Origin of the sequence: Streptomyces avicenniae (assembly GCF_000719135.1) — a bacterium.
Taxonomy (GTDB): domain Bacteria; phylum Actinomycetota; class Actinomycetes; order Streptomycetales; family Streptomycetaceae; genus Streptomyces; species Streptomyces avicenniae.
In genome coordinates this window covers 693,895-708,700 of the sequence record NZ_JOEK01000001.1, presented here as the reverse complement: position 1 = coordinate 708,700, position 14,806 = coordinate 693,895, and the positions used below count along the sequence as shown (strand labels likewise).

Annotated in this window: 14 protein-coding genes; 1 reads left to right on the top strand and 13 read right to left on the bottom strand. The window is 73.4% G+C overall.

The features are described 5' to 3' along the window. Positions 1 to 112 precede the first annotated feature (112 nt). Together IF27_RS03315 and IF27_RS03310 are read right to left on the bottom strand one after the other, a co-directional pair. Positions 113 to 1,156, bottom strand: coding sequence for an aldo/keto reductase (locus IF27_RS03315; RefSeq protein ID WP_052847678.1), 1,044 nt, complete (start codon positions 1,154 to 1,156; stop codon positions 113 to 115). 164 nt (positions 1,157 to 1,320) lie between these two features. Then, complete coding sequence (locus IF27_RS03310; protein ID WP_052847677.1) at positions 1,321 to 1,767, bottom strand: pyridoxamine 5'-phosphate oxidase family protein; 447 nt, start codon at positions 1,765 to 1,767, stop codon at positions 1,321 to 1,323. Positions 1,768 to 1,969: 202 nt separating this feature from the next. Here IF27_RS03310 and pdxR point away from each other — a divergent pair, with 202 nt between their 5' ends. Then, positions 1,970 to 3,511 carry a MocR-like pyridoxine biosynthesis transcription factor PdxR gene (pdxR, locus tag IF27_RS03305; RefSeq protein WP_052847676.1) on the top strand — a complete coding sequence of 514 codons (1,542 nt, stop codon included), beginning with the start codon at positions 1,970 to 1,972 and terminating at the stop codon, positions 3,509 to 3,511. On the opposite strand, the gene IF27_RS03300 is transcribed toward pdxR, so the two are convergent. From IF27_RS03300 to IF27_RS03250, 11 genes are all read right to left on the bottom strand, one after another. After that, positions 3,498 to 4,922, bottom strand: a complete 1,425-nt coding sequence (locus tag IF27_RS03300) for a UbiD family decarboxylase (protein WP_223290893.1) — start codon at positions 4,920 to 4,922, stop codon at positions 3,498 to 3,500. The two genes, pdxR and IF27_RS03300, sit on opposite strands and share 14 nt — an antisense overlap. Continuing rightward, positions 4,919 to 5,236, bottom strand: coding sequence for a chorismate mutase (locus tag IF27_RS03295; RefSeq protein WP_052847675.1), 318 nt, complete (start codon positions 5,234 to 5,236; stop codon positions 4,919 to 4,921). The genes IF27_RS03300 and IF27_RS03295 overlap by 4 nt, the downstream gene beginning before the upstream one ends. Further along, positions 5,233 to 5,604, bottom strand: a complete 372-nt coding sequence (locus tag IF27_RS03290) for a cupin domain-containing protein (protein WP_052847674.1) — start codon at positions 5,602 to 5,604, stop codon at positions 5,233 to 5,235. The genes IF27_RS03295 and IF27_RS03290 overlap by 4 nt, the downstream gene beginning before the upstream one ends. 99 nt (positions 5,605 to 5,703) lie before the next feature. Beyond that, positions 5,704 to 6,375: a flavodoxin family protein gene (locus IF27_RS03285; protein ID WP_052847673.1), complete on the bottom strand. Its 672-nt coding sequence runs from the start codon at positions 6,373 to 6,375 to the stop codon at positions 5,704 to 5,706. Positions 6,376 to 6,438: 63 nt separating this feature from the next. Beyond that, positions 6,439 to 7,743, bottom strand: coding sequence for a TrpB-like pyridoxal phosphate-dependent enzyme (locus IF27_RS03280; RefSeq protein WP_052847672.1), 1,305 nt, complete (start codon positions 7,741 to 7,743; stop codon positions 6,439 to 6,441). A gap of 58 nt (positions 7,744 to 7,801) precedes the next feature. Continuing rightward, positions 7,802 to 9,055, bottom strand: a complete 1,254-nt coding sequence (locus IF27_RS03275; protein ID WP_052847671.1) for an MFS transporter — start codon at positions 9,053 to 9,055, stop codon at positions 7,802 to 7,804. A 2-nt stretch (positions 9,056 to 9,057) separates the two neighbouring features. Continuing rightward, a complete protein-coding gene (locus IF27_RS03270; protein ID WP_052847670.1) occupies positions 9,058 to 10,275 on the bottom strand; it encodes an ATP-grasp domain-containing protein in 1,218 nt (405 codons plus the stop codon). A 41-nt stretch (positions 10,276 to 10,316) separates the two neighbouring features. Next, entirely contained in the window at positions 10,317 to 11,075 is a 759-nt protein-coding gene (locus IF27_RS03265; RefSeq protein WP_052847669.1) for a B3/B4 domain-containing protein, read from the bottom strand. A 222-nt stretch (positions 11,076 to 11,297) separates the two neighbouring features. After that, positions 11,298 to 12,587, bottom strand: coding sequence for an amidohydrolase family protein (locus IF27_RS03260; protein WP_223290892.1), 1,290 nt, complete (start codon positions 12,585 to 12,587; stop codon positions 11,298 to 11,300). Positions 12,588 to 12,686: 99 nt separating this feature from the next. Then, on the bottom strand, positions 12,687 to 13,331 hold the full coding sequence (locus tag IF27_RS03255; protein WP_223290891.1) for a type 2 periplasmic-binding domain-containing protein: 645 nt from the start codon (positions 13,329 to 13,331) through the stop codon (positions 12,687 to 12,689). Then, positions 13,315 to 14,739 carry a phenylacetate--CoA ligase family protein gene (locus IF27_RS03250; protein WP_052847667.1) on the bottom strand — a complete coding sequence of 475 codons (1,425 nt, stop codon included), beginning with the start codon at positions 14,737 to 14,739 and terminating at the stop codon, positions 13,315 to 13,317. The genes IF27_RS03255 and IF27_RS03250 overlap by 17 nt, the downstream gene beginning before the upstream one ends. Between the last annotated feature and the right edge of the window lie 67 nt (positions 14,740 to 14,806).

Below are 14,806 nucleotides of genomic sequence, written 5' to 3'. Positions count from 1 at the left end.
CGGTCCAATGTCCCCCGGACGGGTGTCATCCGAGGCACGGAGTTAACGCCGTGCACCACAGCGCGCACCCCGTGCGCCCCGCGCATGCCCTCCCGGTGGGCGCCCCGGGCCGTCAGGACCGCGGCGCAAAGCCCGGCAACTGCGCCTTGATCCGCTCAAGCTCCGCGTCGTCCGAGACGCCCTGGAAGTCGCTGCGCGGCGTGTACGGCCGCTGGAGGCGGGCGATCTCCTCGGCGGTGAGGTCGATGTCGAGCGAGGCCACGGCGTCGTCGATCTGCCCGGTGGTGCTCGCGCCGACGAGCGGGGCGACGACGACCGGGTTCGTCCGCAGCCAGGCCAGCGCGATCTGCGCGCGCGACACCCCGCGCTCCTCGGCGATCCCGCCGACCGCCTCGATGATCTCCCGGTCGCTGTCGGCCGTCGCGGCGGTGTAGAGCATGTCGGCGAAGCTGTCGCTCCCCGACCGCGCGGTGGCCGCGTCCCACGGCCTGGCGAGGCGGCCACGGGCCAGCGGGCTCCAGACGACGGTGCCCACGCCCTCGTCCGCGCACAGCGGCAGCATCTCGCGCTCCTCCTCGCGGGCGAGGAGGTTGTAGTGGTCCTGCATGGACACAAAACGCGCCCAGCCGTGCGCCTTCTGGAGGTGCAGTGCCTTGGCGAACTGCCAGGCGTGCATGGACGACGCCCCGAGGTAGCGGACCTTCCCCGCCTTCACGACGTCGTGCAGCGCCTCAAGGGTCTCCTCAAGCGGTGTCCCGGGGTCGAGGCGGTGGATCTGGTAGAGGTCGATGTGGTCGGTGCCGAGCCGCCGAAGGCTGTGCTCGACCTCGGTCATGACGGCCTTGCGCGACAGCCCGCCGCCGTTCGGTCCTGGCCGCATGGGGTGGCGCAGCTTCGTCGCGACGACGACGTCGTCGCGGTCGGCGTGGTCCCGCAGCGCGCGGCCGAGGATCTCCTCGCTGGAACCGAGCGAGTACATGTTCGCGGTGTCGAAGAAGTTGATCCCGGCCTCCAGGGCGTGCCGGATGAGCGGCCGGCTCTCCTCCTCGCCGAGCGACCACACGGGGTGACCGCGGTCCGGCTCCCCGTAGGTCATGGCGCCGATGGCGACGGGGGACACGTCCAGGCCGGTGCGGCCGAGTTTGACGTAACGCACGGTGTTCTCCCGAATCGAAGGGGTGCAGCGAAACGGAGAGGTCTCCGCATCCCTTCCGACCATACCGGAGATCTCTCCGTTTCATGGAACGGCCCCGCCGGAATCGCCGACCGCTGCCGGAGCGGGCACCGACCGGGGCCCGACCGCCCGGATCGCGGTCCGCGTCACTCGTCCTCGCCCACGGCCGCGTAGCTCAGGTCGTGCGCCGTCAGGGACGAAGGCACCAGCCGCAGCCAGACCGTGCCCCGCTCCTTCGGATCGTCGCGCAGGTAGTGGACGAAGCGCGCGTCCCACCTGGACTCGTCAGGCCCCAGATACCGGACCAGCTTGCGGCGGCCACGGGCGACGTCGAAGGGGACGAGTTCGGCTCGCCCCCGGGCGATGACCTGCCGGACCAGGCCGGTGGCGACGTCGCACACGTCCACCACCAGGGCGATCCGCGGGTCCGCGCCCACCCGGTGGAAGAGCCTGGCCCAGGGCCCGGTCAGTATCCAGAAGGCGCCCTCCTCCCACACGAACCACACGGGCCGCACGGTCGGCCCGTCGGTCGCCACGCGGGCGGTGAGCGGCTGGCCGAGGAACGCGTCGATGTCGAAGGGCGAAGAGGTCACGCCCTCATGGTCGTTCCCCTGGCGGCGGCCTGACACCCCGACCTTCGGCCTACGTCGCCCGGGCCAGGCGGCGCCCGCCCGCCCACCCACCGGAATCCGCGCGCCCCGCGCCCCCCGCGGTCACGCCCCCCACGCCCCTGGCACGCGTCCGACGCCGTGTCAGACTCGACGGGGACGGTGGACAGGGGACCGGGAGCGGGCCATGGGGTCGGTGGAATTGCTCATCGTGCTGGACCGCGACGGCGGCGCACCGCTCCAGCAGCAGGTCTGCGACCAGGTCGTGGCGCTCGTCCGCTCGGGACAGCTGCGACCGGGCGACCCCCTGCCGCCCTCCCGCGAGCTGGCGCATCAGCTCGACGTGTCACGCACCGTCGTCACCCGCGCCTACGAACTCCTGCGCGCCCGCGGCGTTTTGACCGCCAGGCGCGGCTCAGGCACCAGCGTCGCGGGACCGGCCCGGGGCGCGCTCCCCGCGCCCCGCCCCTCGCCCGCCGCCCTCGCCCCCCAGCCGCCCCGGCCCACGGACGGCGCGGGCGGCCTGTGGCAGCCCTGGGAACCCCCGCCCACCCACCGGCCGGGCCCCGGCATCGACTTCCGGCACGGCACCCCTGCCCTCGCCGACTTCCCCGTCGCCCGCTGGCGGCAGTCCCTCCACGCCGCCTACGCCCGCGCCGACGCCGCCGCCCTCGGCTACGGCCCCGCAGAGGGCTCGGCCGCGCTGCGCGCCGAGATCGCCGCCCTCGTCCGCCAGAGCCGCGCCCTCGACGCCTCCCCCGACCGCGTCATGGTGACCGGCGGCGCCACCCAGGCGCTCGACATCCTGACGCGCATCCTCGTGCGGCAGGGCGACGTCGTCGTCATCGAGGACCCCAGCCACACCGTGCTGCGGCAGGTCTTCGGCTGCTCCGAGGGCGCCGTCGTGCCGGTGCCGGTGGACGAGGAGGGGCTGCGCGTCGCCGACATCGACGCCCGCGTCCTGGCGCACGGCCACGACCCGGCCCGCGTACGGCTGGTGTACGTGACGCCCTCGCACCAGTTCCCGACCGGCCTCATCATGTCCGAGGCCAGGCGCCGCCAGCTCCTCACCTGGGCCCACGCACGCGGCGCGACGGTCCTGGAGGACGACTACCACAACGAGTTCACGTTCACCGCCGAACGGCTCCCCGCGCTGGCCGCCGAGCGGCACCACGACACCGTCGTCTACGTCGGCAGCTTCAGCAAGACGCTCTTCCCCGCCCTGCGCATCGGCTACGCGGTGATGCCCCGCCGCCTCGTGCAGCCCTTCCTCGGCATCAAGTGGATCACCGACCGGCTGACGCCGACCGTCGCCCAGGAGGCGCTGGCCGACTTCATCCGCACCGGCGCGTACGCCCGGCACATCAGCCGCATGACGCGCCTGTACCGGCAGCGCAGGAGCCGTCTTCTCGGGGCGCTCTACGAGCACTTCGGCGCCGGGGTGCGCGTCTCGGGCGAGGCGGCGGGCCTGCACGTGCTGGTCACGCTGACCGGCGCCGACGCGCGCCTGGAGGACACGATCGTCCGCCTGGCGGCCGGGCGCGGGGTGCGTGTCTACCCCGCGTCCGGCTACTTCGTCCAGGACCCGCCGGACCACCCGACGTACCTCATGGGCTACGCCGCGCTGCCCGCCCCCCGTATCACCGAGGGCGTCGCCCTGCTGGCCGACGCGGTGCGGGAGGCGACGGGACGGCCCCGCCGCCTCCCGCCCGCCCCTAAGGCGCCGTGAACCGGGGCCGGTGGAAGCGGGCGCGCTGGGCGAAGGGCACCGTGCAGTCGAAGTGCGCCTTCGCCGTGCGGCCGTCGGCCGAGACGGTGTCCGAGTAGGCCGTGGACTGCGTCGGGTCGAGCGGGAAGCCCTCCCGGTCGGGGAGGACCGCGATGTCACGGTCCGCCTGGAGCCGGGTGACGACCGCCCACCACAGGTCGGCGTCCGACTCGACGTCCACGTCCTCGTCCACCGAGACGACCAGCTTGACCATCCTGAACCGCTCCAGGACGGCCTCGCCCGCGGCGCGGACCACGGCGTCCTCCTCGGCGGACCGCTTGGCCCGCCACTGGAGCACGAGCATCAACTGCCCGCCGCCCGCCGTGTGGCAGTGCACCCCGGCCACCGGCACGTCACGCTCGCGCAGCATCCCGAGGACCGCCGCCTCCATGCCGAAGCCGAGCAGCACCGACTGCTCGTGCCCGGGGCCCGAGACGGTCTGGAACATCGCCCCCTCGCGGGCCGTCACGCCCGTGACCCGCACGGTCGGCAGCCCCGGGTGGGCCCGGCCCTGGTACCCCAGGAACTCGGGCGTCGCGGCCGGTCCGCGCGGGTTCTCCGGCACGGGCCCCGGCAGCAGCTCGCCCTCCAGGACGTACTCGGCGTGCGCGACGTACTCGGCGTCCACGGTCCGGCAGGCCGACAGCTCCACCGGCGCGCCGCCCAGCGCGCCCGCGACGGCCAGTTCGTCCACCTTCTCCGGCACGAGCGAGGTCGGGCAGCACGACGACAGCAGTATCGCCGGGGCCAGCCCGATGTGGACGGCGACCGGCAGCGGGCGGCCGAGGCGCTGCGCCGCGAGGTGCGCGGCCTCCAGGTCCCGGCCCGGCACCATCCAGATGGACAGCAGGTCGGGCCCCTGCACGCACATCCGGTGCACGGACAGGTTCCGCACGCCGGTCTCCGGGTTGGTCGCGAGGACCGCCCCGAGCGTCAGGTAAGGGCCCGCGTCCTCCTCGGTCAGCACCGGCACGGGCAGCGCCGTCAGGTCGGGCGGCAACTCCACGCGCTCCGGCAGCCGTTCGTCCCGTATCCGCACCGGCGGCACGGGCGCGGCGACCGCGTCGAGCAGACGGCCGGGCAGCTCGTCCGGCGTCATGCCCAGCAGGGCCGCGGCCCGGCGGCGGGTGCCGTACAGGCCGATGAGGACGGCCCGCGCCTCCGCGTCCGCCGGGCCGGGCGCGACCCGCTCGAACAGCACGGCGGGTCCTGGCCCGGTGGGCGGCGGCGCCGGGGTCCCGGCCCAGCGGGCGTACCGGTGCGAGACGCCGAAACGGGCCGGGACCTCGTCGCGCACCCGCACCAGCTCGCCCGGCATCGGGTCGAGCCCGGCGAGCGCCGTGCGCAGGTCGGCGAGGCGGGGCGGCGTCACGTCGCCCCGTCCCCGACGCCCGCCGCCGCGCGCCGCTCGTGCAGCCGGTCCATCTGGAGCGCGGTCAGCTCGGCGATGAGCGCCCGGTAGGTCGCCTCGGCGATGCCGGGCGGCATGCCGTGCTCCTCGGCCAGCGCCCGCACCCGGGAGACGACCTCCTCGACGCGCGCGGGCGAGCGCACCGTCTGCTCGTCCCGCTTGTGCTCGGTCAACTCCCGCACGACCGCCGTCCGTTCGGCGAGCAGTGCGACGATCCTGCGGTCCAGCGCATCGATGGAGACGCGCAGTTCCGCGATGCGTTCCGTACCGCTCACGGGGCGGGCACCTCGTCGATCACGTACACGACGGTGGGCTCGGCGTCGGAGCCCTGGGAGCGGTGCCGCTCGTCGCCCGGGATGATGAAGCCCATGCCGGGGCGGCAGGGCACCGAGCGGTCGTCGAAGTGGATCGTGAACTCGCCCTGGAGGACGTACCCCTGGTGGCCGCGCTCGCACCACTCCTCCTCGTTGAACCCGGCGGGCAGCTCCATCAGCCGGATGCGCTTGCCGCCCGTGTAGGCGAGCTTCACGCGGCCGTCGGCGCCCTTCTTCGTCCACTTCTCCCAGGGGATGGAGTCGAAGTCGATGCCGACGAGGGTCGGCGCCGGGGCGGGGGTGGTCTCGGACGTGGGGGTGGTGGTCATGGACGAACTCTCCTCGGTGAGGGGGGTGGTGCGTGCGCGCGGCCATGACCGGCCGCGCGCACGCCTGGTGCGGGAGGGGATGGGTGGTGGGTGGTGGGGTCAGGACGCCGAACGCTGGCGCTGGACGCGCTCGTTGCGGTCGTCCAGGGGCAACAGGTCGCCGCCGCCCTCCGCGGAGACGCTGCGCAGCAGCAGCGTCATGTCGATCATGCGGTTGACCATGCGGTCCAGCGCGTCGAGGCCCTCCGTGTCGTACAGGCCAGGCTTGCCCGTCGCGTTCCGCAGGAGGGCCGGGAAGCCGCTGCCCACCAGGATCATCCGGTTGAGCAGGAGGTTGTCCACGAGCTGGTGGTGCACCGAACCGTCGCTGTAGCGGCGTCCGGTGACGATGATGCCGCCGACCTTGTTGGCGAGCGGCCGGTCGAAGCGCAGGAACCCGACGCCCGCCCGCTCGATGAAGATCTGCATCAGATGCGCGAGCCCGAACCCGTGCACCGGCACGGCGTAGACGATCCCGTCCGCCTGCTTCATCTGTTCGACGATGGCGGGCATGTCGTCCTGGACGGCGCAGGGGCTGGTGCGGCTGTTGCAGTCGCCGCACGGGCTGCACGGCGAGATGCGGTGGTCACGCAGGTTGATCCGGCGGAAGACGCCGCCACGCCCCTCGACGAGCGTGGCGGTGTGGTCGAGTGCGAGGTCGGTGTTCCCGCCGGGACGTTCCGACCCCGAGATGCCGAGGATGACTGGCTGTGCTCCGTGTACGACGCGCATGAGGGTCCCCCAAGAGTCATGGGCCGAAAAGCAGCCGAGCGGCTTCGTCGTGCGCTCCCCTGGTCAGTCGGTGAGCTTCCCGGCGAAGTAGTCGATGTACGCCTGCATGTCGAAGTGGCCGTGCCCCGAGAGCGAGAAGAGGATGGTCCGCTCCTCGCCCGACTCCCGGGCGGCCAGCGCCTCGTCGATGGCGACGCGCACGGCGTGGGTGGACTCGGGCGCCGGGATGATGCCCTCGCTCCTCGCGAAGGTGACGCCCGCCTCGAAGCAGGCCGTCTGCGGCACGGCGCGGGCCTCCAGGTAGTCGAGGTCCTTGAGCGCGCTGATGATCGGCGCCATGCCGTGGTAGCGCAGGCCGCCCGCGTGGATGCTCGGCGGCACGAACTCGTGGCCGAGGGTGTGCATCTTGGTCAGCGGCGTCATGCCCGCCGTGTCGCCGAAGTCGTAGGCGTAGGTGCCCTCGGTCAGGGTGGGGCACGACGCGGGCTCGACGGCGACGGCGCGCACCTGGCGTCCGCCGCGCAGCTGCTCGCCGAGGAACGGCAGGGCGAGGCCGCCGAAGTTGGAGCCGCCGCCCGCCGCGCCGATCACGACGTCCGGGTAGTCCTCGGCCATCTCCAGCTGGAGCAGCGCCTCCTGGCCGATGATCGTCTGGTGCATCAGCACGTGGTTCAGGACCGAGCCGAGCGCGTACTTGGCGGTGCCGCCGCTGGCCAGCGCCGCCTCCACGGCCTCGGAGATGGCGAGGCCCAGGCTGCCGGGCGAGTCGGGGTCGGCGGCGAGCGCGGCCCGGCCGGCCTCCGTCAGCTCGCTCGGGCTCGCCGTGACGCTGGCGCCGAACGCCTCCATCAGCCCGCGCCGGTACGGCTTCTGCTGGTAGCTGACCTTCACCATGTAGACCTCGCAGACGAGGCCGAAGTACTGGCAGGCGAGGGACAGGGAGCTGCCCCACTGCCCGGCGCCCGTCTCGGTGGTCAGCCGCTCCACACCGGCCTGCTTGTTGTAGTACGCCTGCGGGATGGCCGTGTTGGGCTTGTGGCTGCCCGCCGGGCTGACGCCCTCGTTCTTGAAGTAGATGCGGGCCGGGGTGTCGAGTGCCTGCTCCAGACGCCGCGCGCGCACCAGCGGGCTGGGCCGCCACTGCCGGTACACGTCGAGCACGGCGCCGGGGATGTCCACCGTGGGCGCGGTGGTGAACTCCTGCTCGATCAGCGCCTCGGGGAAGAGCGGCGCCAGGTCGGCGGCTGTGATCGGCTCCCGGGTGCCCGGGTGGAGCATGGGGTCGAGGGGCTTGGGCAGATCCGCCACCACGTTGTACCAGGTGGTGGGCATACGGTCCTCGGGCAGCAGGAACTTCGTCTGGGACATGGCAACTTCCTGTGGGTCGGTGGAACCGGTGCGGTGGGCGGAGCTGTCCGGGGACGGATCAGCCGCCCGGTCCCCGCGCGTCCGCCTGCCTGGTGCGGCCGGTGGGCGGCGCGGGGGTGTCTTCTGGGGGCGGCGCGGCGGCCGGGGACGGCCTGGTGCGCAAGGCGGCGAACGCCGCCATGCCGACCAGCGGCGCCGCGAGGAGGATGAGGAAGACGGGCCGGTGGCCCTGCGCCGTCCAGACGACGCCGAGGCCGACCGGCACGACGAGCCGGGCGAGCCCGAGCACGAAGCCGTTGAGCGCCATGAAGCTGCCGACGCGGCGCTGATCGACGTGGTCGGCGATGTAGGTCGGCACGACGACGGAGACGATGATCTCGCCGAGCGTCCACACGACCGTGGACAGCAGGATCGCCCACAGGGAGAAGCCGAACGCGATCACGGCCAGGCCCATGCTCCACAGCAGGCCCGCGACCAGCAGCAACGCCTTCGTGCCGTAGCCGCGGATGTGCTTCTCCATGGCGAGGCCGAGGCTCACGACGACGACGCTGTTGATCGTGTAGACCGCGCCGACGAACCCGGCGGACTCGTCGAGCTCCGTCGTGATGGCCAGCGGCAGCGCGTACTCCAGGCCGATCAGCGGCACGACGTAGAAGAACGACACGAGGACGAGCAGCAGCACGTGGTGGTGGCCGAGCGGCCCGGTGCGCCGCCGCTCGCGCGGCCCCTCGCCCCGGGGCGGGCGGTCCCGCGGCACCCAGACGGCGATCATCGCGGCGCACACGAGACCGGCGAGGATGTTCCCCGCGAACATGACCTCGTACGAGTACGCCGCCGCCACGCCGCCCAGCAGCGGGCCGACGCCCATCCCCAGGTTGTTGCCGACGTAGCTGAGCGTGTAGGCGAACGGGCGCTGCTCGGGGGTGGTCAGGTCGGCGACCAGCGTGTTCGACGCCGGGCTGAACGCGCCCATGCCGACCAGCGCGACGAACAGCAGCGCGCCGTACGTCCAGGGCGGGCCGTCCAGCACGGCGAGGCCCAGGTAGCCGCCCGCGTTCAGCAGCAGCGCGGCCAGCAGCGCCGTCCGTCTGCCGCGCAGGTCGCACAGCGGGCCGCTGAGGAGGCTGCCGACGAGCAGGCCCGTGCTGCCGACCGAGATCAGCAGCCCCGCCTCGCCCGCGCTCAGCCCCTCGCCGCGCACCAGGTACACGGCCAGCAGCGGGAAGACGAACATGCCCGCGCGGTTGACGAAGGAGGCGAGGAAGAGCACCCGCAGGGCGAGCGGCAGCGCCTGGAACCGGCTCCACCACATGGTCACACCCGCTCGGTGCGCACGTGGAAGGCGTCGCGGACGGTCTTGAAGCGGGCGCGGACGTCCTCGAAGTCGTCGCCCTCGCAGACGTACCAGCCCAGGACGTCGTTGGAGCGCGTCGGCGGGGCGAGGACGTCGCCGACGCCCTTCCACACGTCGGCGGCCAGGACGGCCTCCAGCGCGGTGAGTTCGTCCGCGCCGGTGATGGCCGTGATGCGGCCGACGGCGGACGAGCCCAGGTACTCGGTGCCGATCTCCGGGCCGAGGCGCGCGGCGGGCCGGTGCGCCGGGTCGAGTTCGAGGCGGCACCACTCCCCGGCGAGGTTGATGCCGCGGCCCGCCTCGATGGCCGGGACGATCGAGCCGCCCCCGGCGCGCGCGCCCGCCTCGCCGAAGACGACGGCACCGTCGTCCTGGAGGAAGAACTCGGCGTGCACGACGCCGGTCCGCAGCCCGAAGCCGCGCAGCACCACGGTGTTCAGCTCCAGGATGCGCCGCTCGCCCGCGGTGAGGCCGTACTTGCGCGAGATCGTGCCGCCCGGCTCGTCGCGGTACTCCAGGACGGAGTAGGTGTACTGCGAGAGCTGTTCGAAGACGGGCCGCCCGTCCTGGAAGAGCGAGTCCACGTGGTACTCGGCGCCGCGCACGAACTCCTCGACGCGGTAGACGTGCCGGTCGTCGCCCATCAGGCCCCAGACGCGGTCGAGTTCGGCGCGGTCGTCCACCCGGTAGGTGTCGCCGCAGGCCCAGCCCGCGTACGGCTTGACGACGACCGGGTAGCCGACCGTCTCCGCGAACTCCGCGACGGCGCCCAGCGTGTCGGGGCGGCAGGAGCGGGCGACACGTACGCCCAGCTCCTCGGCCCTGCGGTGCATCACGTTCTTGTCGCGGAAGTTGAGCGCCTGGTCGGGCACGAGCCCGGGGATGCCGTGGTCGCGGCGGCTGTACGCGACGGGCAGCACGTCGCCCTCGAAGAGCGGGAAGATCCGCTCCACGGCGTGCTCGGCGACGATCCGGTCCACCACCGCGCGGACGGCCGCGGTGTCCTCCAGGTCGGCGTGGTAGCGGGACAGCCCCTCGGTCTCCGGGGCCTCCTCGCCCTCGGGCAGCAGCGCGACCGTGCGGACGCCGAGCGCGGCGGCGGCCTCGACGACGCTGCGGAACTGGGCGGCGTAGCGCCCGGCCGCGGGCCGGTAGACGACCAGGATCGAACGGTCCATGGGGTAACTCCTCGGTGGGGTCGTGGGGGACGGACGGCTGGTCAGCGGCCCGGCGTCGCCGGTACGGCGCCGAACACCTCCCCGGCGGGCACCGACCGGTCGAGCACCAGCGGCGCCCCCGTCCCCACGCCGAGCGCGGCGAGCGCGTCGGTCAGCGCGGCGAGCGCCGCGGTGACGTCGGCACGGCCGCCCTCGTGCGCCGACTCGACGGTGAGCAGCAGCCGGTGGCGCCCCACGTCGGTCCGCACCACGTCGCCCTGCCGCCAGTTCCAGCGCCGCGAGTGGGCGCGGCCCCGGTCGTCGGCGTAGACGACCTCGCCCGGTTCGGGGCTCTCCGGGGCGTCCGGCGCGCCGAGGGGCAGGAAGGTCTCCGTCCCGTCGGCGAGCCGGACGGCCAGTTCGCCGTCGATGTCCCCCACGTCGCAGGAGGCCACCGGGAGGCGGTGGTCGAGCGACGTGGCGTTGCACAGGTCCACCAGCGCGTTGATCCGCGGCAGCCGGTCCCCCTTGGCCACCCGGCGCAGCACCGACTCGGCGGCGCACGGGAAGCGGGACGGGTTGACGCCGACCGTCCGGTACGCCTCGCGCCAGGCGGCGACGGCGGGCAGCGCCGAGACGTCCGCCTTGCCGAGGTGCTCGGCGTGCAGGCGGTCCTCCGCGGCCGTGAGCAGCGCGTCCACCGCAGGGGCGTCCTTCGCGACGTCGGCGGCGGGCACGGGGATCAGCCCGAGCACGTAGCCGGGCACGCGGTCCGTCAGCCGGGCGTCGAGGGTGACGGTCAGGTGGCGGGTGCTGTCCATGGGCGCGGTGGTCCTTCGGTGAGTCGGTACGGGGGCGGGCGTTCCTGAGCGGACGGGGGAACGGGGCGGCGGTGCGGCGTTGACGGGCGCCGGGCCGCGTCACCTGACGACGGTGACGTGACCGACCGTAACGAACCGATGGCACCCGGGGTGTGGCCAATTCCCAGGAATTCCATCAGGCCACTTGTGCGACCCGGCGGAGCGCCGCGACCGCCGCGGCCGTCACACAGCGCCCGTGGCGACCGCCGGGCGGAACGCGGCGGCGTCCCCCGCGACGGGCTCCCCGCCCAGCAGCACCAGTTCGATCGCCCCCGGCCTGCCGAGCACCGCGATGTCCTGCGCCGGGTCGCCGTCCGTCACGACCAGGTCGGCGAGCCGCCCCGCCTCGACGGTCCCCGCGTCGTCGCCGCGCCCCGCGAGGCGGGCGCCGTTGGCCGTGGCCCAGGTGAGGACGGTCGGCGCCGGGATGCCCGCCATCGTCACGTACAGCTCCAGCTCCTTCGCGTACGTGCCGTGCGGCGTCCAGGCGAAGCCGAAGTCGTCGCCCGCCACGACCGGGATGCCCAGCTCGACCATCAGCGGCAGGATGCGCAGCGAGTTGGCGACCTCCGCCTCGAACTCCAGCGTCTCCAGGTACTCGGTGGTCTTGCCGTGCTCGGTGCCCGTCGTCAGCAGCATGTGCGGCTGGTAGAGGCTCGGCACGACGAAGATGCCCTGCTCGGCGATCGCGTCGAGCGCCGCGTCGTCCGCGTACGTCGCGTGGTCGATGACGTCCACCCCGGCGGCGATGGCGTTGCGTATGCCCTGGAGGCCGCGTGAGTGCGCCCTGATGCGGGCGCCGTGCTCGTGCGCCGTGCGCGCCGCGACGACCAGTTCCTCTGCGGTGAACAACAGTTCGTGCGAACGGCCGTTGGGGAATGTGTCGTCGCCCGAGGAGAACACCTTCACGATCTCCGCGCCCTGCGCGATCTCGCCCGCGACGTACTCGGCCATCTCCTCGGGCGTGTCGGCCAGGCGCATCAGGTCGGTCGGGATGCGCTTCTTCACCTCGGGGTTCCGCCGCTCGGGCGGCCCCGACACCATCAGGTCACGGCTGCACGGCGTGATCCGCGGGCCGCGCAGCCGCCCTGAGTCCACGGCGCGGCGCAGCGCCATGTCGATCCCGGAGACGGAACCCGCCCCGACGAACGCCGTGTAGCCGAGGCCGAGCAGCGCGGTCGTGTTCTCGGCGGCCCGCAGGGTCACCTCGGGGACGGAGTACTTGAACAGCATCTCCCGGCCGTCGAGGATGTTGAGGTAGGCGATGTGGGTGTGGCCCAGCGTCATGCCGGGCATGACGGTACGCCCGTCGAGGTCGAGCACGTCGATGCCCGGCGTCTCCAGCGGCGCGAGCGCGTCGGGCAGCACGGCCTCGATGCGGTCGCCGTCGAGCAGCACGCTGTGGTGCGGGAGCGAGGCGCGGCCCAGGCCCTCCTGGACGGTGGCGCGGTGGAGCAGGGTCTTGCGTGGCACGTCGGACATCTCCCCTGTTGGATCGCGGGCCGGTGGGCCCTCAACTGCTCGTCGTGGTGCGTGTGTCGTACGTGGCCGTGTGCCGGGCGCCGGACGCGGTCAGCCGTCCTCCGCTCGGCCGAACAGCGTCCAGATGATGTCGGCGCCAGGACGCCGCGCCAGCCAGCGCAGCCCGTGCGCCCGTACCCCGGGGGCGTTGGTGACGGCCAGCTCGGCGCCGCCCTCGGCGACCACCTGCGCGGCCCGCTGCGTCGAGGCGGCGTCCACCCACTCGACCGGACGGCCCCGCAGCGCCGCGGGCACCACCTCGTCGTAGATGTGGCGGACCTCCCACATCGCGGCGACCACCAGCGGCCCGTCCCCCGCCATGGGCGCGGCGTCGCCCACCGCTATCCCGTACTCGGGCGTGACCTGCGAGAAGAACGCCTGTAACCGCAGCCCGCCGTGCCAGTGGAAGCGCGTGAGGCCCCGGTAGGCGCTCGGCACGAGGGCGAACTCGACCGTGCCGTCCACCAGATGGTCGAGCACGTCGTCGAAGCTCCCGTACAGCTCGACCGCCAGGCCGTGCCCGTCGGCGAGGCGCCGCGCCACGAGGGCGCTCGACGTCCCGGCCGGGCCCAGCGTCGCCAGGGTGTGGCCGGGGCGCGCGGCCCAGCGGCCGACCAGGTCGTCCCACCGCGCGGTGTACTCGGCGGCGAGCGCGCCGGGCGGCGGCAGCTCCGCCGGATCAGTTCTCGTAGCCACGGCGCTCCGCCATCCGCCGTGCCACCCGGGTCTCGTGGTCGGGCTCGGTGCGCCGGTCCACGATGCGTGCCGCCTTCCAGCTGACGAAGGCGCCTGTGCTGACGATCGGGTCGAGCCCGTCCTCGCTCAGCTCCACGGTGACCGGCACGCCCAACGCCTCGGCGGCGCGGGCCCGTACCCCGTCGGCCAGCGCCGCCGGGTCGTCCACCAGACCTGCGAGCAGTTCGAGGCGCACGGTGAGGGCGTCGCGCCCGGCGTCGTCCCGGTCGATCACCACCTGGTATCCGGCCGAGCCGGTGACGCCCGTCATGACCGCCGTCTCGATCTGGCCCGCGGTGAACTGCCGTCCGCCGAGGTCCAGCCGGTCCAGCGTGCGCCCGACGAGGCGGACGACGTCGCCCGGCATCTCGCAGTCGCAGCCCGACTCCTCGACGACCACGACGTCCCCGGTGCGGTAGCGGACGAGCGGCTTCACGCCGTCCATCAGCATCGTCACCGTCAACTCGCCCCCGCCGCGCGGCCCCTTCGACTCCTCCGTCTCCGGATCGACCACCTCCACGAGGTAGTTGGTCTGCGACAGGTGCATCCGCTTGTTGCGGCAGGCCGTCGCGACGACGAACGCCTCCTGCGAGCCGTAGAGGATGTTGTAGACGTCGGCGCCCCAGACCGTCTCCAGGTTGTGGGCGAGCGCCGGGGTGCACATCTCGCCCGTGACGAACAGCAGCTTCACGGAGAAGTCACGCCGCAGGTCGTGGCCGAAGTGCTCGGCGGCCTTGGCCAGCGTCAGCGCCACGCCCGGCGTGCAGCAGATCACCTCAAGCTCCAGGTCCTTCATGAGCTGGAGCGCCTTCTCGAAGCCGATCACCGGCGAGTACGGCCATATCTTGGCGTTGAGCGAGCCGACGTTGCGCGCCACGTCGCCCAGCGTGTCGCCGAACGAGTGGACCTCCGTCGGGCCCATCAGCCCGATGCGCGGGGCGTGTTCGCCGAAGTGGTGCCGGAAGATCGACGCCCACGACTCGGTGACGTGCGCGTTGCTCGCGACGATCTCCCGGGCGTCACGCGGGCAGGGCGTGGCGCGGCCCGTGGTGCCGGTCGTCTCGTAGAAGAACAGGGCGTCGGCGAGCGGGCGGCTCAGCACGTCGAGCATCTGCTCGCGCAGCTGCGCCTTGGTGGTGTACGGCAGCGCCGTCAGGTCGTCCGGCGTGACCGCGTCGAGGTCGATGCCCTTCAGGTGCCGGGCGTAGAACGGCGACCCGGTGCTGACCTGGTCGAGTACGGCGCGCAGTTGGCCCGTCCGCCACGCGGCGAGCGCGTCGTCGGTCAAGCTGCGGTCGTAGAAGGCCCGATGGAGTGCGAGGTACCGCGCGGCGAAGTCGGCCGCGGGGCCGTGCGTGGGCAGCCACATGGATGAGAGGTCCTCTCGTGCACGCGTGTGGAATCCGAGTCCGTGGGGGTGATCGATGGACGGACGC